Raw genomic sequence first — 20,144 nt, 5'->3', positions numbered from 1 at the left:
CCTTTCAGGCTTGAAGTGATCAGGTGCCCCATTGGGTGAATGGCACTTTGGCAAACAGCTCGCGCTCGGCCTTTCGCGGATCGTTCACGAGCCTTGTGGTTTCCCCGAAGACCATGGTTTCGCGGGCAGGCAATGTGTGCCGATGCCAGCCGGGCAGGCCGGAATGGTTGGGATCGCCCGTCCGGGCGAGTGCGATGAAGGCCCGCGACAATTCATCCGACACGCGGCGGGCCATTGGGCTGGTTCCCGTGATCGATCCCTCCGCTCCCGGATTGTCGAAAGCGTGGGCGATGTCGATTGCATGCGGGGCACCCCATTTGCCACCATCATCGGGAGAAGCGAGGTCCATCTGGTATACCCATGTCGGGCCGTTTTCCCGTGCCCGCGCGTCGGCTTCCTCGACCTGTCCGCGCCATGACCGGCCGGCCGTCGTGGCGGCGAAAAAGACATCCGTGGGCGTGTAATCTGGATAGATCTCCCGGTAGCGGGCGACGACGTGGTGCGGGTCGATATCGCAGCGCATATGACGCTCAAGCCCGGCCGGAACGTCGGCCCAGTCCAGCGTGAAACTGTCAGGCTCGCGGCCACCGATCAGGTTACGGGTCTCATCGCGCGTGTTGCCGAGGATCATGGGCAGGTCGGTCGACTGCGCCGGCGCATCCGGCCAGAAGGGGTGGCGGCCGAGAAAACGGCCATCCATGACAGGGCCGAAATACAGGCCCAGCGCGGGATTGACCGGATCGCGGGCGGCAAGTGCTTCAACCAGTCTGTCGGCAGGCAGGGTTTTCAGGGCATCTGTATCTGCCGCGCCGATTGACAGCCGATCGAGATAGGCCTCGGCGCGCGCCTTGCCATTGAGAGGGCCGCACGCCGTGACCTGCTGGCCGCTCATTGTCGCGGCCGAATGGAACAGGCCCTTCGCGGAAGGCGCGGCCATCAGGGTTGCGATCTTGGCGCCGCCACCGGATTGGCCAAACACCATGATACGAGACGGATCCCCCCCAAAAGCGAGCGCATTTTCGCGCACCCATTCGAGGGCAAGGACGAGATCCCACATGCCTGCATTGCCGCTGTCGGCGAAGGCGGGGTTGAGCTTGCCGAGCGAGAGATAGCCAAACGCGTTGAGGCGGTGATTGACCGTGATGACAACGACATCACCTTTTGTGGCGAGGTTCGTTCCGTCATAGAGCGGGCTCGAGCCCGAACCGGAGGCATAGGCGCCGCCATGGAAATAGACCATGACCGGACGCTTGCCGCCGTCGGCGATGCCGGGTGTCCAGACATTGAGGAAGAGGCAGTCTTCACTCATGGCTTCGCGGTCACCCGACTGTGGGCAGGACGCGCCATAGGACGTGGCACTCTGAACGTCCGTCCAGGGCGCGGGTCGCGCCGGCTTGCCAAACCGGGTCGTGGCCGTATCGGCGCCGTATCTGATCCCCTTGAAGATTGCGATGCCACTGGCGGAATAGCCGCGCACCGGCCCGTTGGACGTGACGGCGCCCGGACTGTCTGAGGGTTTGCGCGCGAAGCCCATGAGCGGCGCCATCAGAGACAGGGTTGCACCGGATTGAAGCATGGCGCGGCGATTCATGTGCATGTCGAAACTCCCTTTCTGGCAGGCGCTCCTAGCGGCGCACGTCCAGGTTTTCTGTGCCGATGGCGTCTTCAACATCAGCGATGGTGGCCAGGTTGAAATCGCCCGGCATGGAATGTTTGAGCGCGCTGGCGGCGGCCGCAAATTCGATCAGCTGATCGTTTGCCATGCCGGACAGCAAGCCGTGCAGCACGCCCGCCGCAAAGGCATCGCCTCCCCCGATCCGGTCGACGATGCCGACCAGTTCATGGGACCCGGAACGCCAGTGGTCCTCGCGTGTGGCCAGTTCGGCCTCGATTGCATGATGATCGACGCTGTGCTGGGTGCGGGTCGTCGCAGCGATATATTCGAGGCGCGGAAACTGTTCGAACGCGGCCGCATAGGCCGCGTCACGGTCGGCGAAGGCCTGACCGAGAATGAGGCTGATGTCACGCTCGTTGATGAAGGCGAGCGTGGCCGTTTCGAGTAGTCCCCGCAGGATGGCAGGACCATCGCCATCCCAGTTCGCCCAGAGCTGTGCCCGGTAATTGCCGTCAAACGAGACCTTTGCCCCTGCCGCAAGTGCCGCATCCACAGCGCGCCGGGCTGCGCCTGCGCCATTCGGGCCGATTGCCGGCGTGACGCCTGACACATGCAACCATTCGCAACCGCAGAGCGTGGCCGCCCAGTCACGCGCGGCCGGGTCGGCTTCGGCAAAGGCCGATCCGGCGCGGTCATAGACGATCTGCGATGGACGCCGCACGGCACCGGTGCTGAGAAAATAGAGGCCCATGCGACCGGCAGCCCGATTGATGGCCGCCGTGTCGACGCCGTAGCGCCGGAGTTCACCCACAGCCGCTTCACCGAGCTCGTTATCGGCCACACTGGACACCATGGCGACGCTGTGACCGAAACGTGCGAGCGACACTGCCACATTGGCTTCCGCCCCGCCGACATGCACGTGGAAATGGCCCGTCTGCATCAGGCGCTCGCGCCCCGGCGCGGTGAGCCGGAGCAGCAATTCGCCGAAGCAGGTGACGCGGTGACCCATGGGTGTTCGGTCCTTCGTTCAGCGGGCGAGCCAGCCGCCGTCGACGGGCAGGGTAATACCTTGCACATAGTCAGCTGCGCGCGAAGCAAGGAAGACGATAGCGCCGCCGAGATCGGACGGGTCACCCCAGCGGCCTGCCGGGATACGGCCGAGGATTTCCGTGTTGCGCTTTCCGTCGGCCTGGAGGGCCGCCGTATTGTTCGTGGCAAAATAGCCCGGCGCGATGGCGTTGACGTTTATGCCGTGGCCCGCCCACTCATTGGCCAGGATCCTGGTCAGGCCTGCCACACCGCTTTTCGATGCCGTATAGGACGGCACCCTTATGCCGCCCTGAAAGGACAGCATCGAGGCGATGTTGATGATCTTGCCACCCTTGCCTGATTTCATCATCTCGCGCGCTGCAGCCTGCGAAAGGAAGAACAGGGTACGGAGGTTGACGTTCATCACAGCGTCCCATTCCTCGAATGTGAAGTCGATGGAATCGTTGCGTTTGATGATGCCTGCATTGTTGACCAGGATGTCGATACCACCCAGCGCGGTAACGGTTTCGGCAACAATGGCGCCCACGCCGTCTGCAGAACCAAGATCGGCAAGAATGACATGCGCCTTGCGCCCCAGCGCAGCAACTTTCGCAACGGTTTCATCCGGCTGCGAGCGGCCGACGAGGCAGACATCTGCGCCAGCCTCTGCCAGCGCGACCGCCATGCCCTGGCCGAGACCTGTATTGGCGCCGGTGACCAGCGCCACCTTGCCGGTGAGATCGAAGGGGTTGGCCATGTCGGGTTCCGCCTATTTGAGCTGGCAGATGTCGAGCACATTCATATCGGTATAGTCGAGGTTTTCCCCGCCCATGGCCCAGATGAATGCATAGGATTTCGTGCCCGAGCCCATGTGGATCGACCAGGGCGGCGAGATGACGGCCTCGTCATTCTCCATGACGATATGACGGATCTTGTCTTCTTCACCCATGAAATGGAACACGCGGTCATTCTCGCCCATGCCAAAGTAGAAATACACTTCCGAGCGACGATCATGCAGGTGGGGCGGCATCGTGTTCCAGACGCTGCCCGTGTTGAGGACCGTAAGACCCAGAAGAAGCTGGCAGGATTTCACTGTGGTCGGCACAATGAACTGATAGATCGTGCGTTCATTGCTTTCTGCGAGTGAACCGCGCTCAAGCGGTACAGCCTTTTCGATGGAAATCTTTGCAACTTCATAGCGCGCATGTGCAGGCGTCGATACGAGATAGTATTTCGCCGGACTGGACGCATCGTCGGACGTGAAGACAATATCCTTGCTGCCCATTGGCACATAGAGGCCGTCGCGCGGCGCCAGTGGATGGGTTTCACCATCGACAGAGACGGTGCCCGCACCGTCGCCGACATTGATGATGCCAAGTTCGCGGCGCTCAAGGAAAGGATGGCCTTTGGCCGATTCCGGTTCGGTCTGGACCGGGAGGGCGACAGCCGTTTTGACAGGCATGGCGCCGCCAATCACAAAGCGCTCATTGTGGGAATAGTTCAGGTTGACCGCGTCTGCTGCAAACATGTCCGAGACGACATAGCGTTCACGCAGTTTCCCGTTTTCGACACCATCCATCATGTCCGGATGCGTGGCATGATATACCTTGTTGAACATAGCGATCCTCCTGGAAATCTCTGCTTGGCCCGTCCGGCCTTGGTAACCGGTGTCATAACACCCGGTTCATCGTGTGGCAACCGGACCAGGCCGCCTAAAGCGCCTCTGTCGACTCCCTGACGATCAATTCAAGTGCAAACGCGCCCGGAGGCTGGGCTGAACTGCCGCCATCGACCTGGATGAGACGCCGCGCTGCGGCGCGTCCGACATCGCGAATGGGGGACCGCACGGTCGTCATGGGCGGCCAGATGCGCGACGAAATCGGGGTATCATCGAAGCCGACAATCGAAAGATCCTGCGGAATCTGCAGGCCGGCCTTCCGGGCGGCGACATAGACGCCCACCGCCATTTCGTCATTGCCCGCAAATATTGCGGTCGGACGGTCCTGCTTGTGCAGCAATGTGGTGGCACACTGCACGCCGGAATCGAACGTATAGGCGCCCTCGATTGTCAGGGCCGGATCGAGCGTCAGGCCGAAATCGGCGAGGCCTTTCGTGAAACCGGCCATGCGTTCATGGGTCGAACGGAACGTATTGGGACCGTGAATGTGACCTATGCGCTTGTGGCCAAGCTGTGCGAGATGACGTGCAGCAAGCTCGGCGCCCTGGGCATCATGCGTACGAATGATCCAGTCCGGCTTGTCGATTTCCACTGACGCAATGCGGACATAGGCACAGTTGCGCTCGCGCAGCATCTCGGCCAGTTCATCATCCTCGGAAACCGATGGTGTCAGGATCAGGCCAAAGGGTTTGTGCTGGATGACAAAGGATTCGACCCGCTCCCGGTAATTGGCGTCGGCCCGATCACACGGCCTGAGGACGAGCTGGAAGCTGGTCTCGTCCAGCGCATCAAGGATGCCGCGCTGCATGTTGACCACATATTGCGGGCTCGGATTGTCATAGACGAGCCCGATCAGGAAGGAGCGACGGAATGCGAGCGCGCGCGCCTGTGGATTGGGCGTAAAGCCGGTTTCCTTGATGATCTGCTTGACGATCTCGCGCGTTTCTTCGCGCACGAGCGGCGATTCGTTTATGACGCGGGAGACCGTCTTTTTTGAAACATTGGCCATGCGGGCAATGTCGATGATAGTGACCGGCGTGCGGCGCTTGCTGTCACTGTCTTGCCGAGATTCATCGGTCATGTCTTGCGTCTTCCCACCTGTCCTGAGCCATTTGCCCCAGCAGCGGCAGGAAACTCAAGTCCCGCGTGCCCTGGCCCCGGAATCAAGCGCATCCGCGCTGACGGGTTTCATCGTCTCCATATCCCACAGGGACGGGTCAAATGCCCGCGTGGTCGGCTCATAGGCAGGGTATCCGCCCACCTCCTCCTGGCTGTCGATGATTTCACCGCGACCTTCGGCCACGTCGGCAAATACGCGGACATCATGCTGGTCGCGGTCCCACGGGCGCGCGCCGGCATTGGCCAGCACATAATTCTCGACATCCTTCGACGGGAAGGGCGTGACATCTTTCGGCAAGGCATGGGGTGTCGCCGACTCAATGATCTTCGTGCGGCCTGTCGTGTAGCGGCCCAGAAACGGCGCATCATTCCCCCAGCGATCAACCGAGATATTGTCGCTGGCATGGAGATCGAGATCTCCCTCACCGCCGATCATGATCATTGGCAGGCCTTTGACCGTGGAGGGACCGGCGCGCATGACGTTGCCGATAACTGCCATGCGTCCCGTCTGGACGTCCATTTCGCCCCATTCGAGTTCCTGGAGGTTATACTGGATGGCGCGCTGGCCCGGATCGTAAATGAAATTGTTGACGATGGCGCCGTGCACGCCGCCCTTGAAGAGCGGACTGCGCTCAAAATTATGCGCGTAGAGATTTCCGTAGATCAGGATGTCGCTGACATTGTCATGGATCAGCGACCCCTTGGAATGCTCACCCTTGGCATGGGTCGCGTGGGCAAGCCCTTCAGAAATCAGGTTGTTCGAAAACGTGATCTTGTGCGACGTGCCCTTGCGCCATTCATCCGGTGTTTCGCCTGTGAAGCGAGGACCGGAGGCTGACAGGTTTTCGTCTGTGGCCCAGCTGAGCGTGCAGTGATCGACGATCACGTTATAGGCGGCCAGGGTCGAAATCGCGTCGATATCGCGGCCACTCCTCGGAGCCTCGCCGAGATCACCCGGACGGATGCGCACATGCTGAACAATCACGTCGTGACCTCCGATGATGAGGCCGCCGCGGATCAGCGTGATGCCCGGCGATGGTGCCGTCTGGCCCGCAATCGTCACATAGGGATTGCGGATCGCGATTTCCCTGCCTTCAAGATCAATCACACCGCCGACTTCAAACACGACGATCCGCGGTCCATCTGCCTCAAGGGCTGCGCGAAGCGAGCCCGGCCCGTCGCCCGCCAGTGTGGTAACGCGCAGGACTTCGCCGCCAGCGCCGCCCTTCGTGTCCGCCGCCCAGCCAAGGGGACCCCACCAGGCCGGATCAGGTTGCGCAACCTCGGGCACGACCGCATCCGCGGTTGCAGCCGGCACAGGAAGCGGCGATCCGGCATCTGCGCTCGCTGTGAGGCCCGCACACCCTCCGAGCATGAGAACCACGCCGCCCATTGCCGCTGTCAGGCCGCTGCGCAGCGATGTATTTTTCGTGTTCATCTTGGCGTCTCCCTCGGTTCAGAATTTTTTTTGTCGCTGCCGAGCCTCGATTCATTTGCAGAATTTGCAAACTCGGCTTATCGGTACTAATAAATGACACCGGTTTCCTACGGTGTCCAGACAGAGAGCGAATTTAGAATCGCCATCGATAAAAAAGGTAGAAGACGCGCGTGACAGACATTTCCAACTTGGCATCGAACCTCGCATCGGCGTTCGTCAAAGCCCGGCTTTCGGCTCAGGCTATCGAGACTTATCCTGGGCCGGTGCCGCAGACACTTGCAAGCGCTTACGCCATTCAGGACCTGGCCATATCGGCCTGGCCGGAACCCGTCGCCGGCTGGAAAGTGGGCCGAATCCTGGGCGATGATGCCGTGCGGTTTGGCACCGACAGGCTGGCGGGCCCGATCTTTTCAAGCCAGGTTACGACGGCCAGCGACGCACCGTCAGGCATGCCGGTTTTCAAGGGCGGGTTTGCGGCGGTTGAAGGTGAGTGCGTGATCATCACTGCGCGGGATGCTCCTGCCGACAAGACCGACTGGACCCGCGCCGAAGCGATCGACATGATCGGCGCCATTCATGCGGGTATCGAAATTGCGTCCAGTCCGTTTGCCGGCATCAACGATCTTGGGCCCCTCGTGACCATTTCCGATTTCGGCAACAATTATGGACTGGTAATCGGTGACATGATCCCGGACTGGTGGGGTCTGGCGACAGATGAATGGTCATTTGAAACAATCATCGGCGACACGAGTGTCGGAAAAGCCACGCCTTCTGCGATTCCCGGCGGCCCTGTGGAATCTTTCCGCTTCATGCTGGAAAATGCTGCGCACCGCGGCATGCCCCTGAAAAAGGGCTCCGCCATCTCGACCGGGGCCGTCACGGGCGTGCACCTCGCCGCGATTTCCGATTCGGCCATTGTCCGCGCCTCTGGCGTTCGGGATATCCACATTCGTCTTATCGAAGCTGAACCATGGACTGAAGGTGCAGGCGCTTCGCACACAGGATGACGCTCACGGCTTGAGCGCAATGAGACAGACTTCATCCGGCGCGCGTGCAATTTGAAATAGTCCCGACAAGACCCCTTGAGTTGATTATATTTTTTTCCGGCGTTTCCATAAAATAACCCCCTCGAAACAATTTATCTCTATCGATGGCACTGTATTCCGGGGGGACATAGAAACTTGCTGAATTACCTGCCGCCACGACTCGAGAATCTCAAGGCAGATGTTCTGCACAGGTATCAGATTCTCAATGGCTCGATGGCTTATGACGCCAACCAGATTTCCCGAACTGTCGCGCTTGTCTTTGACCTTCCCACCGTGATTGTGGCACTCAACGAGCGCTACAGGCACTGGTATCACTCGCAGCATGGTGTCGCGCCCGGTTCCCTGGATCATCTCCTCGCATTCTGCGTGCAGTCCAATCTTTCGGATTCGCCTTTCGTTGTGCCGGACGTCCGCCAGGAAGCCTTCTTTTCACGCGATGCCGACCTGACCGATGCAGCGAGTATTGTCTTCTTTGCGGGCGCTCCTCTGAGCGATCCCGACGGCAAGCGGTTCGGGACCCTCTGCCTGATTGATGACAAGCCAAGGGAATTTGGCGCAGAGAAACTTGCCGTGCTCGACAGTTTTGCACAGCTTGTGAGCCAGGACATCTGCCTGCGCAGTGCGGGGCGCTATGCCGTGCGCGATCTGATAGAGCTGGAAGAGGAAAAGTGCTTCCTGTTTGACCTGGCAATGACTGACCCGCTGACAAAGGCGCTGAACCGTCGCGCCTTTTTCCGCTTCGCCGAGCGGGAAGTCCTGCGATCCAGGCGCCACGGGCTCGACGTCGCTGTCCTGATGATCGATATCGACCACTTCAAGTCCGTAAATGACGTTCACGGACATAATACCGGGGATGACGTCCTGAAGCATCTGGTTGGCGTGATTTCAGATGGCACCCGCGACGAAGACCTTCTCGGCAGGCTGGGCGGCGAAGAGTTCGCACTCATCCTGCCGGAAACCGATCTGGAACGAGCCGGGATTCTTGCCAATCGGCTGCGCGAAGCCGTAAAGCGACTGTCCTTCTCGACCGAGACCGGCGATTTTGGCATCTCGATCAGTGTCGGAATCAGCAGGCCTGAGGCTATGGACCCCGATATCCTTCCGGCCCTGGAGCGAGCCGACAAGGCGCTTTACGAGGCAAAGCGAAATGGCAGGGACCGGGTGGAAACGGCGGCGCCACGACGCCCTGACCCGGTCACCGAAACGTCCGACGACTGGATCCTGCGCGAGGCTTCCTAGACAGTTGCCAGCGATCACCGCTCGGGTGCGCCCGCCTAGTCTTTCATTCGTTTCAGCCGGTCTTCGGAGTCGAACGCGCGCTTCAATGTATGCCGCGCGCCTTGCAGCTCGGCCTCCCTCTCGGACACTGATGCATGCAATGCATCTATATCCCGCATGAGCTTTGTCACGTGACCATTCTGATGTGACATCATAAGCGACCTCACATCATCACGATCCTTGTCCAGATCACTCAATGTCTCAACCAGGCGCCGGGCTTCAAGGCCCACCCGGTCCAACTCTTTCTGAGCGATGGCATGGTCCTGCTCTGCCTTCTGACGCTTGAGCGAGACAATTTTCTGCAAGTCGGGTTTTCGTTTGGACATGGCGTTCTCACATATGCTTGCGCACACTTTCCACAAAATTGATGGCGGCAGCGACGGCCGCGAAATGTTCCGGCTGGATTTCCTCGTCAATGTCCACGAGCGTGTAGATGGACCGCGTTGACGGCGGATCCCGGTATATCGGGATATTGTTCTCAACAGCAAGTTCCCTGATCTTCGCTGCGAGATGGTCCATCCCCTTTGCAACGCAGACAGGCGCAAGGTTGTCATCCGGATTCCATCTCAGGGCCACGGCATAATGGGTCGGATTGACCATGACGACGGTCGCCGTTTTCACGTTCTGCAGCATCTGGCCCTTCGTGAGCTTGGTGGCTGCGTGCCGGCGTGACTGCTTGAGCTGCGGATCACCTTCGCTCTGCTTGATCTCCTTTTTCATCTCCTCACGAGACATTTTCAGCTTGTTCTCGTGCAGCCGCCTCTGGAGTGGCAGATCAAGCACCGCCAGGACCAGCTGAAACAGGAGAAACCACAGGATCAGTTTCAGTGCCTGGCTGAAGGTGAATGTCGCGAAATGGCCAAGCTCGATTGCGCTGCTGGCGTAATAGTCTTTCGCCAGCTGAAACAGGAAGACCACCGCAATCACACCGGCAAAGCCAAGCTTGACCGTATCCTTCAGAAAGTCCGTCAGACCGCGCGCGCCATACTTTTTCTTGAGATTCTCCGCCGGAGAGATCTTCTTCATGTCCATCTGGATCTTCTTGAACGAGAACGAAATGGATCGCTGGACGACCAGCGCAACCATGACAACCGCGGCAAGAATGAGAAACAGCGACAGGAATTTGAGGAGCGCCCCGGACAGCCAGGTTTTAGTCTGAGCACCTCCACCGGTGAATACGTCATTTGCATAGGCATCGACATGATACATGAAGCCGGAAAACTCGTTGAACACGCTGTTGCCGATCACGCCCTGGAGTACCACACCCGCACCCAGCACACCGGCAATCAGCGCAAATGCATTCGCCTCCTTCGACTGAGGAACATTGCCCTCTTCGCGCGCCTGCTGGCGCTTGGAGTCGGTGGCTTCGAATTCCTTTTCGCCACTGTCGGATTCCTGCTCGGCCATATGCTATCCTACAACCATCCAACGACCTGGAGCACCCGGTCTTTCCAGACGACGAGCAAGCCGACGACAGACAGGGCAAACAGGATCGTGCCGCCGCCGATCATCAGCGGCGCACCCACAAAGGCGACCATAAGCTGTGGCAACGCCTTGTTTATGAAACCGAGACAGATGTTGTACAGAAGGTTTACGGCCACGAAGGGCCACGCCAGCAGCACCGCAAACCCGACGGCCGAAAAACTGCGATTGATCAGCAGATCCCAGTTCAAGGCCGACAGGGCGCCGACCGGTATTTCATTGTACAGTCGCAGCAATGACGCGATGGCCGTCAGGTGAAAATCTGCCGATAGCAGGATGGCCGCGCCGGCCATGGACAGCATGTTGGCGGTCAGGCTTTGTGCCTCGTGCTCGAGCGCGACGCCGAGCAGCTGTGACAGGCCAATGGATTGGGAGATGATCGTGCCGGCAATGCTGAGCATCCAGACCGAGACGCGCAGCACGGCCCCAAGGCAGAATCCGATCGTGATCTCACTCAGCAGGAGCCCGCCATAGCCTGACAAGGGGGTCAGCGAGGGCGCCTCGACCACGCCGGTGCTCGCGAGCGCCATAGCCACGGCGAGCAGGATCATCAGGCGCATCTGGACCGGCACGACCTGCTCGCCAATGCCGGGCATGAAGAAGATGATGAATGTCAGGCGCGCCACGACCAGGAAGAACACCGCCAGCCATGGCGCCAGCGAGTCCGCCATGGCGGCGAGTTCAACCATCAGACAACGCCGATGATATATGGTTTGGTTTTTGCGGTGATCTCTTCATAGGCCAGCACCGAATTGCGGATGCCCTTGCTGGCCAGCACTGTTTGAAGGAAACGCCGACGGCGCGACGAGGTCGCGACAGAGGCCAGGATGCCCTTCTTGGCTGCGTCGTTCAGCTTGGACTGGACCTCGGACGTCAATTCCCCGAACATTTCCGGCGGGAGCGCAACATCGCAGCTGCCATTTTCGTTATTGACTTCGTACTGGAGGAATTTCTGCTCCCAGGCCGACGAGAGCTGGACGAGCGGCAGACGTCCCTGATCGTCCTGCAGACGGTCGACAATCTGGAAGGCGAGGCGCTGGCGGACCAGTTCGACAATCCGGGGCAGTCCCGGTGTCGAAGCCTTGACCTCTGCGATTGTCTCGATGATCAGGAAGAGATTGCGAACGGAGACGCGTTCCTCAAGTAGCAGACGAACGACCGACAGGAGCATTTCAGGCGTGACTTTTGCCGGGATGTACTCATCGAGGAATCTGCGGTTGGCCGCGGCCCGGTCACTGTCGGTCACGGTGGTGAGCGCGTCGAGCGTGTCCAGCATGACCATGCGTGTGAAGACCAGCGAGAAGTTAGACTGGATGACTTCGAGCATATGGGTTGCGAGGACTTCGATTGGCTCCACAACCGGAACACCCGCCGCCGCAAGCTCCTGCTTCTTGCCATTGGGCAGCCAGCGGGCAGCTGCCTTGTAGACGGGCTCCTTGACCTTTTCGCCCTGCAGGTGAGGTGACTGATCGTCCTCCATCAACGCAAGAATGAACCCTGGACGCAGGAGGCCGGAATCGATCCGGACGCCCTGAATCCGGATCCGGTATTCATTCTTCTTGAGCGTCGGATTGTCGGTCATCCGGATCGGCGGCAACACGAACCCGTATTCCTCGGCGATGTAGCGGCGAATCTTGTGGATGCGACTTTCGAAACCATTGTCACCCAGCAGGACGAGGTTCACCAGGTCAGGCGCGACTTCGAGGTGAATTTCGTCAGCATGGATTGAATCACCAAATTTCAGTGGCTCTGGCGCTGTATCCTCTGGCACCTGCTCTGCTTCAGCGTCCTTCGCCCGGGTCTTGCGTCGCACAAGGACGGATGCCGTCGCAAACCCGGCTGATGCCAGCATGAAGGGAACAAAAGGAAGACCCGGGAACAGGGCAAAGACAAACAGGATTCCGGCAACGATCATCAGGGCAGCGACGTTGCTGCCGAGCTGGGCCACGAGCGCGAGATCGATGGCCCCTTCCTCACGTCCCTTGGACAGGAGCAGCGCGGAGGCGACCGACACGATGACGGCAGGAACCTGTGATACGAGGCCGTCACCCACTGTCAGCACCGAGTAAATGCTCAAGGCTTCTGAAAAGCTGAGATTGTGGACCGTCAGGCCGATGGCAATGCCTGCGACAAGATTCAGCACGGTGATGATCAGGCCTGCAATGGCATCACCCTTGACGAATTTCGAGGCACCATCGAGCGATCCGAGAAAGGCGGCTTCTTCCTGTTCCTTCTGACGGCGCTTCTTGGCCTCTTCATGCGTGATGGCCCCGACAGCGAGGTCGGAGTCGATCGCCAGCTGCTTGCCCGGCATGGCATCAAGGGCAAAGCGTGCACCCACTTCGGCCATGCGGCCTGCACCCTTGGTGATGACCATGAAATTGACGATTACCAGAACGCTGAACACGACGAGACCCACGAACAGGTTTCCGCCCATGATGAACATCGCGAAGCCTTCGATCACCCCACCGGCGGCCTGCGTTCCGGTATGGCCCTCGCCGATGATCAGCTTGGTGGATGATACGTTCAGCGCAAGGCGCAGGATGAGCGATGCGAGAAGCACACTGGGGAATGAGGAAAAATCCAGCGGCCGTTCGATAAATACCGACGTTGCGAAGATCAGGATGGCGAACGCAAAGGACAGGGTCAGGCCGACATCCATGACCCATGCAGGGATGGGCAGGATCATCACAAGAATGACCAGCATCAGGCCGATGGCCAGCAGTGATGTAGGCCGGGCCAGGCCGAAGGTGTTCGATGACGGCACGGGGGACCTATCTGGAAATGAGTGGAAGTACCGAATTATTGAACAGGTCCAGGCACAGTCTGGTCATGTATCCGAGCGACAGGAAGAAGACGATGACGACGGCCAGGATCTTGGGAATGAAGGTCAGCGTGACTTCCTGGATTGAGGTCAGCGCCTGCAGCAGGCCGATTCCAAAGCCGACAATCAGCGTCACGGCGAGGATTGGCATGGCCATCATCGCGGCGCCCCAGATATGGGCGCGGAGAACCTCGAAAATCTCTGCTTCGGACATGTCGGCCCCCTGGCGCTAAACAGGCATGCGGAGGAGTTCCTGATACGCCTCGACCACTTTGTCCCGAATGGTGACAGCAGCATCCAGCATCAGTTCAGCATTCGCCAGGGCGGCGACCATTGCATGCGGGTCGGCGCCGGTAACGGCTGTCTGCATGGTCGTCTTTTCGGCCTGCTGAAGGGCCGCCTTGAAATCGTTGATCCCTTCGGCGACGACATTCTTGTCGGCGTCCGGCTTGGTCGCGGCCTTGGCTGTGTCTGCCGGTCGTGTCGTGTTGAGGGCCGTGTAGGCGTTGAAGCTGACTGTAGACATGATTGCAAATCGCCTTTCTAGCGCCGCAGGATATCAAGCAGGGAAGAGTACATGGACCGCGCCTGCTGGAACGCGTTGAGATTGGCCTCATAGGTCCGGTTGGCCTCGCGCAGATCGGCCATCTCCATGACCAGAGACACGTTCGACATGGTCACGTATCCGTCCTGGTCAGCCATGGGGTGTGACGGGTTGTAGTCGCGCTGGCCAGGCGTCTCGTCGAGCATCTCCTTCATCGCCGAGAACTGGCTCGATGCGGACAATTGTGGTTCGATGAGAAGCATCTTCTTCTGATATCCCGGCGTGTCCGCGTTGGAGATGTTCTCCGCTGCAACCGTGATGCGGCGGGATTCAAGCTGCATCCCTGAGACTGCTTGCTGCATGATGGCCTTGAGAGGATTCATGATTGGCTTCCCTTAGCGTCCCTTACCCATCGCCGTTCGCAACAGGTCGAGCGTTTTCGTGTAGGCGGTGAGCGCCAGATTGTGCTGACCCATGGCCTCTGCCGAGCTGAACAATTCCTGTTCGAGGCTGACGGTATTGCCATTCGGCGCGGCCTGCGTATCGGCGAGCAGGGTCTTGAACGCCGCTGAGACACCGGCGGGCTCCGCACCCGACCCCGCACGCGCCATGAAAGCTTCGAAGGATTCCAGCTTTTCCGCCTTGTAACCGGGCTCGTCGGCATGCGCGATATTGGTCGCGCTCACCTTCTGGCTTTCGGCAGCATGGCGCGCCATGGCGCCCAGAACCTGAAACATGGGAAGATCTGAAATCATGATCGATTCACTTTGGTTAACCGCATCACAAGGTTTGGTAATATATGTTAAAGAAAGGGTTAATTACATATGAAGGCCGGTTTCCATGCGGACGGTTGCAGCTGCCTCATCCATGAAGCTTTTCAGACTTTGGGGCACTGTCACCGATGTGGCGCCCGGCGTTATCAAGATCGCGGGAATCAGCGAACTGGCCGGGGTTGGAAATGAAATTGTTATCGAAAAACCGGGACTTACCGTTCTGGGTGAGATTCTGAACATCTCTGGCGACAGCGTCACGGCGCTCTTGTTTTCCCCCTGCGATGCGATTCGGATCGGTGACCCCGTCCAGATTGAACAGGAGGCCCGGATCGAACCAGGCGACCATTGGCTCGGAAAAATAATTAACTATCGCGGCGACATCACAACGGGAGACACTGCGCCGCCGGCGACGCGTTTGATTCCCCGCAGGCTGCATGCGGCGCCCCTGCCCGCGCATGCCCGGCGCGGCATCGGGCCGCGCCTGCCATCCGGCTGGATGGTCACCGATACGGTCCTGCCAATCTGCCAGGGGCAAAGGCTCGGGCTCTTTGCCGGCTCCGGTGTCGGAAAATCGACCTTCCTTGGGTCTCTCGCAGCAGGCATGCAGGCTGACCGGGTCGTGATTGCCCTCATCGGAGAGCGTAGCCGCGAAGTGAATGACTTTGTGCGAAACGTCCTGCCGCAATCGATCCTGTGCAAGACGGTCATTGTCGCTGCAACAGCAAGCGAACCACCCGGGGCCAAGAAACGGGCCGCCTATTGCGCGATGGCGGCGGCTGAACACTTCCGCGACCAGGGGCAGAACGTGTTGCTTCTCTTTGATTCCATCACCCGGTTCGCCGAGGCCCATCGGGAGACAGCGCTGGTCGCCGGCGAGACGCCGGCCCTCAATGCCTTTCCCCCTTCAACGGTCCGTGTGATTGCGGAGCTGGCAGAAAGGGCGGGGCCCGGAACGGACGGCAAAGGTGATATCACGGCCATCTATTCGGTGCTTGTCGCCGGATCCGACATGGAAGAACCCGTCGCTGACATGATCCGAGGGATCCTGGACGGCCATATCATCCTGGCGCGGGATATTGCCGAACGCGGCCGTTATCCGGCAATCGACATTCTCCGGAGCGTGTCGCGCAGCTTGCCTCATGCCGCGACAGACGAGGAGAACACCCTCATTCGCGAATGCCGCCGCATGTTTGCGCTGCATGAAGAGATCGCGCCAATGCTAAGGGCGAATCTCTACGAGTTCGGCAAGGATGCCGAGGCCGACAAGGCCATCGCGCTGTTTTCGCTGTTGGACAAATACGCGGGAACCCGGAACGAAGGCGGGATCGAAGCTGCCTTCACGCGGCTTGAGGACATCCTGAAATCAGAAGATGGCCCCGAGATTCAGACCATGCCTGTGACACCGATCGAGCTTTGATCAAAGCAGGCTCAGGAACAGGTTTGCGCTGCCCTGGCTGCCAAGCCCGGACCCGCCCCCCAGAAGGGTCAATGCAGCAGATGCGGGCGAGTAGTTCGCCATGCCCTGTGCGATCGACTCCATCGCATGAAACCTCTGTATCACCCGGTTGATATTTTCAGGTGAGGTGAGCTCGGACATTTCGCGAATGCCGAATGTGCGCTGCAGACTCTCTTTCAGGATGACGGCCTGGCGCTCGATCGGCAGTTTGCCGATATCCGACGGCAGGTTCGTGGCACCTTCGAGCAGGGTTCGCGTGGGAACGTCCCCGAGGATTCGATAAAGAATGGCCTCTTCACTCGAACCCGACCCAGCGATCTTTCCAATCCCGGACTTGTAGTTGAGGCTGAGACGCATACTGTCATCAACTTCACCGACTGCAGCCTTGAACGACGCGGTTTCAAAATTGTCGGCGATGCCCGCAATCTCTTCCGGGGAGAAGTAGATCGTGCCGCTGATGGGTTTCAGGGCTTTCGCGAACGCGGTATATTTCGCATTGTTGAGGCGCGCCAGAAATGTGCTCTCCGGATCAGCCACTTCGGTGAGTACCTTGTCGACAAATCCGCGCTTCCATTCCTCTCCGCCCAGATCAAATGCCGTGAGCGCAACACGAAGCAGCCGTCTGTCATCGAGGAAGTTTTCAACCGTAATCGGCCTGGAGAATTTTTCGACGAGATAGTCCCGGTCCAGCCGGACCTGCGCAGAATTGGAATGGCTCTCAAGCTGGCGATCATAGGTCGCCTCAAGGAACTTCCACCCACTATTGCCGGTCAGGGGAATGACGGGCTGAAACATGGGTCAGGCGACTTTCGCAGTTTCAAGTTCTGCAGGAGACTTGCTGATCCGCGCGAGAAGCTGGCTCTCGAAAATCAGGATCTGCCGAAGGTGACACAGTGCCGAATAATAATTTCCCCGGCTGATCATCGAGCGAAGCGTTGGAATGAGTTCCGGATCGATGGCCTTGAAAACATCGAGAAGCTTGGCGCACTCGTCATCAATCGCCGGAAGCGTGCCCAGTTCTTCAAGATCGCCCGTGATCAGCAACTGGACGGCATAATAGATCTGCTTGCAGGGCGTGTTGACGTCTTCCGGGCGCAGAGCGTCACGACAGCGCAGGACCCTGACATCACTATCGGTGATACGAATGCGGGCCGGTTTGTCACCATTCTCGAGAACGGCACCGTTGACGATGAAGCGTTCACCAGGAGCGATTTTCAGGACGAGTCCGGACATCAGGCTGCCTCACCCTGTATACCGGACTGAACGGAACCACCGAGACCGGCAATGATCGGGCGATTTATTTCGATCAGGTCGGCGATGTCGCCACGACCTGAGAGGATTTCCATGCTGGTTTTCTGCACGAACTTCGACAATTGAAGAAGCCTGGATTTCAGGTCTGTCGGAAGTGAGTTTGCAGGGTTCAGCAGATCGGTCGCGAGAAGCGTCCAGAGTTGCTGGTTGCGGTGGATGGCGTCTGCCTTGGCTGTCGGGCTGGGAGCGTCTGCCCGGGCAATCTCTTCGAGTGCCTCGGTGATCTGGAGGAAGAGTGCGTGCTCAATTCCCTTGTCGCTCGCGGTACGTTGCTGGACCTGCCCGTAAGCCTTGAATGCCAAATTATGCAAAGCGCCCTCCTGGCGACGTAGTGAGAATGGCCCGAGCGCCTCATGCGCCCGGGCCACCATTCAGTATTAGCGGAACAGGGACAGCAGAGACTGTGGTGCCTGGTTCGCAATGGACAGAGCCTGAACACCCAGCTGCGACTGAACCTGCAGAGCCTGCAGTTTCGCGGAAGCAGCTTCCATGTCGGCATCAACGAGGCCACCGATGCCCGACGTCATGGCGTCGACCAGCGTGTTCACGAATTCGCCCTGGCTTTCGATACGCTTCTGTGACGAACCGAGGGCAGCAGCAGCGTCGATCGACGTTTGCAGCAGACCTTCAATGGCCGTCAGAGCAGATGTCGCACCAGCGTCCGTGGTAACATCAACAGTCGCGAGGTTGCCAAGACCACCTGTGGTCGTTCCAGCCGTACCACCGGTCGTTGCCGTCGCCGTGACGGCGAGAGCAGCTGCCGAGGCGTTAGCGATCGTGATCGTGCCATCGGCACGGGAGACCGAGTAGTTGGTTTCGCCAGTTGCCGAGAAGAAGGTCGAGATCTGGTTGGCGAGGTTTGCCGCGACCGAAGAAGCGCTATCGTCAGCATTCGCAACATACTCGAATGTCCGCTGGCCAAGGGAGTTGTTGGTTGCCGAGTCATTGAGAAGGATGCGATAGCTGTGGCCATCGGCGACAGATTCAATCGTGACATCCAGGGTACCGGCTGCGGCTGCGGCAGTTGCCGTGCCGGAGTTCACACCCGAGTTGATGATCGTCATGTCGGCGTTAGCGCCAGCACCGAATGTGGCGGCTGTTGCTGAGGTGCTAAGCGACAGATCCTGACGCTCGACGCTGATGAAAGAAGCGGCAACCGAGCCACCCGACGAGCGGTCGAGTGACGCCAGGAAGTCAACATCGGCTGTCGAGCTGCCGTCGAGCAGGTTCAGGCCGTTGAACTGGGCAGCGCCAACGATCGTCTGGATGCCTTTTGTCAGTTCGTTGATGTCGGTCTGGATCTTCGAACGGTCGACGTTGCCCTGCTGGGCGGCAACGATAAGGTTCTTGATATCCTGGAGGTTTTCGGTGACGGCTTCAGCAGCCGACCGCGCGACACCAACAGTCGAAGAACCGAGGTTCAGCGAGTCGGAAATCGTTTTGAAGCTTTCAACATCCGTCGACATGACGGTCGAGATCGCCCAGATCGAAGCGTTGTCCTTGGCGGACGACACTTTCTTGCCTGTCGAAATTTCGTTTTGAACCGTAGCAAGATCTTTGTTGATGCTGCGAAGGGTGTCGAGCGCGACCATGGCGCTGTTATTGGTAAGAATACTGGACACAGTTTGGTACCTCTGAATATTTTTCCATGAACTCAGTCATGAAATTGATCAAACTCGCGTCATCCTGACAGCGGCAAAACCGCCAACCTATCTTGGCTGTTACAGTTATCCCTAAGATCGCATTGTGTAGATAGGGTTAACCGATTACGCTTTTCTGCGGAACTGACCGGTAACCTCCGTAAAAGGAATTTTTGTTCCGTTCTGCGCATAGGAACCGACATAGGCACTGCCATGCATTGATTCGAGTCTCTCTATCGCATGGCGAAGGCCATTTCGGATCGCTTCAAAATGCGCGGAATTCTCCCTGGAAAGACGGACAATCTCCTCCATATCGGTACGATGCGCGGCGGGGAGGGAATTCGGCTCCCTGTCTGCAAGGAACGCTTCAATATCCTGCATCGCGTCCATCTTGTCCGGCATGAGGGCAGCTGCATCACGCGCCCGACCTGTCAGAAGCAGGTTTCTCTCGCTGAGAAGAATATCCTTCAGGCGGGCCGTCTGGGCGCTGAGATCGACATGGCTCACGATATCTTGTCCACGCGTGGCTGGGGCGCAGGCCCGGCATTGAACTTGACGGCGTCAGCCAGACCCAGCGGATGTGATTCGGCAATGTCTTTTGCAACCGCTTCAACCACATATCGGGAAAATGCAGATGCGGCTTCTCCGCCGCCTTGCGAGAAAGCCTTCTCCAGGCCCGCATGAGTCAGCATTTCTGCCCAGAGCATTTGCTCAAAGCGCTGGCCGATATTCGAAGCGTCAGCATCAGACAGCGCGACATTTGCGCGCTCAAGGGGCCCCACACCAGGTGCGCTCATGGCGGGAAAGGCAACTGGCCCTGTCATTTTGACACTCCGTAAGCAGATAAAATTGAAAAGTGAATGAAATCACCTCGGGAATTAACCTACTTTTTACGCGGCGTGGTTTTAAAT

At 59.0% G+C, this 20,144-nt stretch carries 23 protein-coding genes; 3 read left to right on the top strand and 20 right to left on the bottom strand.

Translation table 11 applies throughout. The annotated features are described in order from the left end of the window. Positions 1-19: 19 nt before the first annotated feature. The 6 genes from ACQ66M_RS08710 to ACQ66M_RS08685 form a co-directional block, all read right to left on the bottom strand. A complete protein-coding gene (locus tag ACQ66M_RS08710) occupies positions 20-1,597 on the bottom strand; it encodes a carboxylesterase/lipase family protein (RefSeq protein ID WP_430403233.1) in 1,578 nt (525 codons plus the stop codon). 28 nt (positions 1,598-1,625) lie between these two features. After that, complete coding sequence (locus ACQ66M_RS08705; RefSeq protein WP_430403231.1) at positions 1,626-2,624, bottom strand: sugar kinase; 999 nt, start codon at positions 2,622-2,624, stop codon at positions 1,626-1,628. Positions 2,625-2,642: 18 nt separating this feature from the next. Then, complete coding sequence (gene kduD, locus ACQ66M_RS08700) at positions 2,643-3,401, bottom strand: 2-dehydro-3-deoxy-D-gluconate 5-dehydrogenase KduD (protein WP_430403229.1); 759 nt, start codon at positions 3,399-3,401, stop codon at positions 2,643-2,645. 12 nt (positions 3,402-3,413) lie between these two features. Beyond that, positions 3,414-4,262 (bottom strand): 5-dehydro-4-deoxy-D-glucuronate isomerase, encoded by an 849-nt coding sequence (gene kduI / locus ACQ66M_RS08695; RefSeq protein ID WP_430403227.1) that lies wholly within the window; start codon positions 4,260-4,262, stop codon positions 3,414-3,416. 94 nt (positions 4,263-4,356) lie between these two features. Continuing rightward, positions 4,357-5,403 carry a LacI family DNA-binding transcriptional regulator gene (locus tag ACQ66M_RS08690; RefSeq protein ID WP_430403225.1) on the bottom strand — a complete coding sequence of 349 codons (1,047 nt, stop codon included), beginning with the start codon at positions 5,401-5,403 and terminating at the stop codon, positions 4,357-4,359. 54 nt (positions 5,404-5,457) lie between these two features. Then, complete coding sequence (locus ACQ66M_RS08685) at positions 5,458-6,879, bottom strand: pectate lyase family protein (RefSeq protein ID WP_430403223.1); 1,422 nt, start codon at positions 6,877-6,879, stop codon at positions 5,458-5,460. Between the two features lie 170 nt (positions 6,880-7,049). On the opposite strand from ACQ66M_RS08685, the gene ACQ66M_RS08680 reads away from it, so the two are divergent. Together ACQ66M_RS08680 and ACQ66M_RS08675 are read left to right on the top strand one after the other, a co-directional pair. After that, positions 7,050-7,886, top strand: a complete 837-nt coding sequence (locus ACQ66M_RS08680) for a 2-keto-4-pentenoate hydratase (protein WP_430403221.1) — start codon at positions 7,050-7,052, stop codon at positions 7,884-7,886. 174 nt (positions 7,887-8,060) lie between these two features. After that, complete coding sequence (locus ACQ66M_RS08675; RefSeq protein ID WP_430403219.1) at positions 8,061-9,164, top strand: GGDEF domain-containing protein; 1,104 nt, start codon at positions 8,061-8,063, stop codon at positions 9,162-9,164. Between the two features lie 35 nt (positions 9,165-9,199). Here ACQ66M_RS08675 and ACQ66M_RS08670 read toward each other — a convergent pair whose 3' ends face one another. From ACQ66M_RS08670 to ACQ66M_RS08635, 8 genes are all read right to left on the bottom strand, one after another. Further along, a complete protein-coding gene (locus tag ACQ66M_RS08670) occupies positions 9,200-9,529 on the bottom strand; it encodes a hypothetical protein (protein WP_430403217.1) in 330 nt (109 codons plus the stop codon). A 7-nt stretch (positions 9,530-9,536) separates the two neighbouring features. Then, positions 9,537-10,610: an EscU/YscU/HrcU family type III secretion system export apparatus switch protein gene (locus ACQ66M_RS08665; RefSeq protein ID WP_430403215.1), complete on the bottom strand. Its 1,074-nt coding sequence runs from the start codon at positions 10,608-10,610 to the stop codon at positions 9,537-9,539. 8 nt (positions 10,611-10,618) lie between these two features. After that, entirely contained in the window at positions 10,619-11,374 is a 756-nt protein-coding gene (locus ACQ66M_RS08660; protein ID WP_350173669.1) for a flagellar biosynthetic protein FliR, read from the bottom strand. Then, positions 11,374-13,392, bottom strand: a complete 2,019-nt coding sequence (locus ACQ66M_RS08655) for a flagellar biosynthesis protein FlhA (protein WP_430405140.1) — start codon at positions 13,390-13,392, stop codon at positions 11,374-11,376. Before ACQ66M_RS08655 ends, ACQ66M_RS08660 begins: the two co-directional genes overlap by 1 nt. Before the next feature lie 67 nt (positions 13,393-13,459). Beyond that, positions 13,460-13,723 carry a flagellar biosynthetic protein FliQ gene (locus ACQ66M_RS08650; RefSeq protein ID WP_045699766.1) on the bottom strand — a complete coding sequence of 88 codons (264 nt, stop codon included), beginning with the start codon at positions 13,721-13,723 and terminating at the stop codon, positions 13,460-13,462. Between the two features lie 15 nt (positions 13,724-13,738). After that, a complete protein-coding gene (locus ACQ66M_RS08645; RefSeq protein ID WP_350173668.1) occupies positions 13,739-14,035 on the bottom strand; it encodes a flagellar hook-basal body complex protein FliE in 297 nt (98 codons plus the stop codon). Positions 14,036-14,052: 17 nt separating this feature from the next. Beyond that, positions 14,053-14,436, bottom strand: a complete 384-nt coding sequence (locus ACQ66M_RS08640) for a flagellar basal body rod C-terminal domain-containing protein (protein WP_350173666.1) — start codon at positions 14,434-14,436, stop codon at positions 14,053-14,055. 12 nt (positions 14,437-14,448) lie between these two features. Continuing rightward, positions 14,449-14,790, bottom strand: a complete 342-nt coding sequence (locus ACQ66M_RS08635) for a flagellar biosynthesis protein FlgB (RefSeq protein WP_430403213.1) — start codon at positions 14,788-14,790, stop codon at positions 14,449-14,451. A 130-nt stretch (positions 14,791-14,920) separates the two neighbouring features. Here ACQ66M_RS08635 and fliI point away from each other — a divergent pair, with 130 nt between their 5' ends. Continuing rightward, the gene (fliI, locus tag ACQ66M_RS08630; protein WP_430403211.1) at positions 14,921-16,243 is read left to right on the top strand and encodes a flagellum-specific ATP synthase FliI; all 1,323 of its coding nucleotides are present in this window, start codon (positions 14,921-14,923) and stop codon (positions 16,241-16,243) included. Here fliI and ACQ66M_RS08625 read toward each other — a convergent pair whose 3' ends face one another. The 6 genes from ACQ66M_RS08625 to ACQ66M_RS08600 form a co-directional block, all read right to left on the bottom strand. Further along, a complete protein-coding gene (locus ACQ66M_RS08625; protein ID WP_430403209.1) occupies positions 16,244-17,077 on the bottom strand; it encodes a DUF1217 domain-containing protein in 834 nt (277 codons plus the stop codon). Positions 17,078-17,080: 3 nt separating this feature from the next. Further along, the gene (locus ACQ66M_RS08620; RefSeq protein ID WP_430403207.1) at positions 17,081-17,515 is read right to left on the bottom strand and encodes a flagellar biosynthesis repressor FlbT; all 435 of its coding nucleotides are present in this window, start codon (positions 17,513-17,515) and stop codon (positions 17,081-17,083) included. After that, positions 17,515-17,904 carry a flagellar biosynthesis regulator FlaF gene (gene flaF, locus ACQ66M_RS08615; protein ID WP_350173656.1) on the bottom strand — a complete coding sequence of 130 codons (390 nt, stop codon included), beginning with the start codon at positions 17,902-17,904 and terminating at the stop codon, positions 17,515-17,517. Before flaF ends, ACQ66M_RS08620 begins: the two co-directional genes overlap by 1 nt. Positions 17,905-17,970: 66 nt before the next feature. After that, the gene (locus tag ACQ66M_RS08610; RefSeq protein WP_350173654.1) at positions 17,971-19,215 is read right to left on the bottom strand and encodes a flagellin; all 1,245 of its coding nucleotides are present in this window, start codon (positions 19,213-19,215) and stop codon (positions 17,971-17,973) included. Between the two features lie 144 nt (positions 19,216-19,359). Then, positions 19,360-19,635 carry a hypothetical protein gene (locus ACQ66M_RS08605; RefSeq protein ID WP_430403205.1) on the bottom strand — a complete coding sequence of 92 codons (276 nt, stop codon included), beginning with the start codon at positions 19,633-19,635 and terminating at the stop codon, positions 19,360-19,362. 101 nt (positions 19,636-19,736) lie between these two features. Continuing rightward, positions 19,737-20,057 (bottom strand): hypothetical protein, encoded by a 321-nt coding sequence (locus tag ACQ66M_RS08600; protein ID WP_430403203.1) that lies wholly within the window; start codon positions 20,055-20,057, stop codon positions 19,737-19,739. Positions 20,058-20,144: the final 87 nt, after the last annotated feature.

Source organism: Hyphomonas sp., assembly GCF_965284475.1.
Lineage (GTDB): Bacteria > Pseudomonadota > Alphaproteobacteria > Caulobacterales > Hyphomonadaceae > Hyphomonas.
The sequence above is the reverse complement of the archived record's forward strand: the minus strand, read 5'-3'. Positions and strand labels throughout refer to the sequence as shown.

Coding starts and splice junctions, on each gene's coding strand:
- ACQ66M_RS08620 (WP_430403207.1), bottom strand. CDS start 17,515: ATGTCCGGACTCGTCCTGAAAATCGCTCCTGGTGAACGCTTCATCGTC.
- ACQ66M_RS08670 (WP_430403217.1), bottom strand. CDS start 9,529: ATGTCCAAACGAAAACCCGACTTGCAGAAAATTGTCTCGCTCAAGCGT.
- fliI (WP_430403211.1), top strand. CDS start 14,921: ATGAAGCTTTTCAGACTTTGGGGCACTGTCACCGATGTGGCGCCCGGC.
- ACQ66M_RS08605 (WP_430403205.1), bottom strand. CDS start 19,635: ATGCCGGACAAGATGGACGCGATGCAGGATATTGAAGCGTTCCTTGCA.
- ACQ66M_RS08685 (WP_430403223.1), bottom strand. CDS start 6,879: ATGAACACGAAAAATACATCGCTGCGCAGCGGCCTGACAGCGGCAATG.
- ACQ66M_RS08660 (WP_350173669.1), bottom strand. CDS start 11,374: ATGGTTGAACTCGCCGCCATGGCGGACTCGCTGGCGCCATGGCTGGCG.
- ACQ66M_RS08650 (WP_045699766.1), bottom strand. CDS start 13,723: ATGTCCGAAGCAGAGATTTTCGAGGTTCTCCGCGCCCATATCTGGGGC.
- ACQ66M_RS08625 (WP_430403209.1), bottom strand. CDS start 17,077: ATGTTTCAGCCCGTCATTCCCCTGACCGGCAATAGTGGGTGGAAGTTC.
- ACQ66M_RS08710 (WP_430403233.1), bottom strand. CDS start 1,597: ATGCACATGAATCGCCGCGCCATGCTTCAATCCGGTGCAACCCTGTCT.
- ACQ66M_RS08665 (WP_430403215.1), bottom strand. CDS start 10,610: ATGGCCGAGCAGGAATCCGACAGTGGCGAAAAGGAATTCGAAGCCACC.
- ACQ66M_RS08655 (WP_430405140.1), bottom strand. CDS start 13,392: ATGCTGGTCATTCTTGTGATGATCCTGCCCATCCCTGCATGGGTCATG.
- ACQ66M_RS08640 (WP_350173666.1), bottom strand. CDS start 14,436: ATGAATCCTCTCAAGGCCATCATGCAGCAAGCAGTCTCAGGGATGCAG.
- ACQ66M_RS08635 (WP_430403213.1), bottom strand. CDS start 14,790: ATGTTTCAGGTTCTGGGCGCCATGGCGCGCCATGCTGCCGAAAGCCAG.
- ACQ66M_RS08690 (WP_430403225.1), bottom strand. CDS start 5,403: ATGACCGATGAATCTCGGCAAGACAGTGACAGCAAGCGCCGCACGCCG.
- kduD (WP_430403229.1), bottom strand. CDS start 3,401: ATGGCCAACCCCTTCGATCTCACCGGCAAGGTGGCGCTGGTCACCGGC.
- kduI (WP_430403227.1), bottom strand. CDS start 4,262: ATGTTCAACAAGGTATATCATGCCACGCATCCGGACATGATGGATGGT.
- ACQ66M_RS08645 (WP_350173668.1), bottom strand. CDS start 14,035: ATGTCTACAGTCAGCTTCAACGCCTACACGGCCCTCAACACGACACGA.
- ACQ66M_RS08600 (WP_430403203.1), bottom strand. CDS start 20,057: ATGACAGGGCCAGTTGCCTTTCCCGCCATGAGCGCACCTGGTGTGGGG.
- ACQ66M_RS08705 (WP_430403231.1), bottom strand. CDS start 2,624: ATGGGTCACCGCGTCACCTGCTTCGGCGAATTGCTGCTCCGGCTCACC.